The sequence below is a fragment of the Microbacterium sp. P5_E9 genome, from assembly GCF_054049175.1.
Window position 1 is genome coordinate 1 of record NZ_JBFUMV010000160.1, and the last position, 519, is coordinate 519.

Below are 519 nucleotides of genomic sequence, written 5' to 3' on the forward strand. Positions count from 1 at the left end.
GATCCAGCCCAGCCATTGCGCCAGGCCGTGGAAACGGATGAAGCGCCCCTGCTCCCAGGTCGCCAGCGTCTGGGCGAAGTACGCACTCTCGGGCGCCTGGTTCAGCAGGCTCAGGTGCACCACCAGGGCGATCAACAGCAGGGCTGCGCAAAAGCGCCGGGGAGCGCCCAGCAAGAGCACGCCGATGAACAGCGCGGCCGCGATCCCGACCTGCACCGGCAGGCTCAGCCAAGCCCAGGCGTGCGGCGGGCCGTAGCTCAGGGCCGCCGACATCGCGGAGGCCGCCACCCCCGCCAGCAGGATCGACGGCAGCAGGATCGCTCGCCGGGCCACCGAGCGGGTGATCAGGAAGCCGAGCAGGCAAGGCACCAGCGCGCCCAGCATGACGCACAGCAGCTCGACGCCTGGCACGAGGGGCTCCAGTTCGAACTGGCGCACCGGCATCCATTCGATGAAGGGCGTGTCGACTAGCCAGTCGGCGATGGCGGCTTCGAGGCGCTCGAACACCTGGCCCAGGCC

At 70.1% G+C, this 519-nt stretch carries 1 protein-coding gene; it reads right to left on the reverse strand.

All coding sequences use genetic code 11. The features are described from left to right. Positions 1-519, reverse strand: a 519-nt coding sequence (locus tag ACXJ3V_RS20765; RefSeq protein WP_457102247.1) for a hypothetical protein, incomplete at both ends; no start/stop codon positions are given.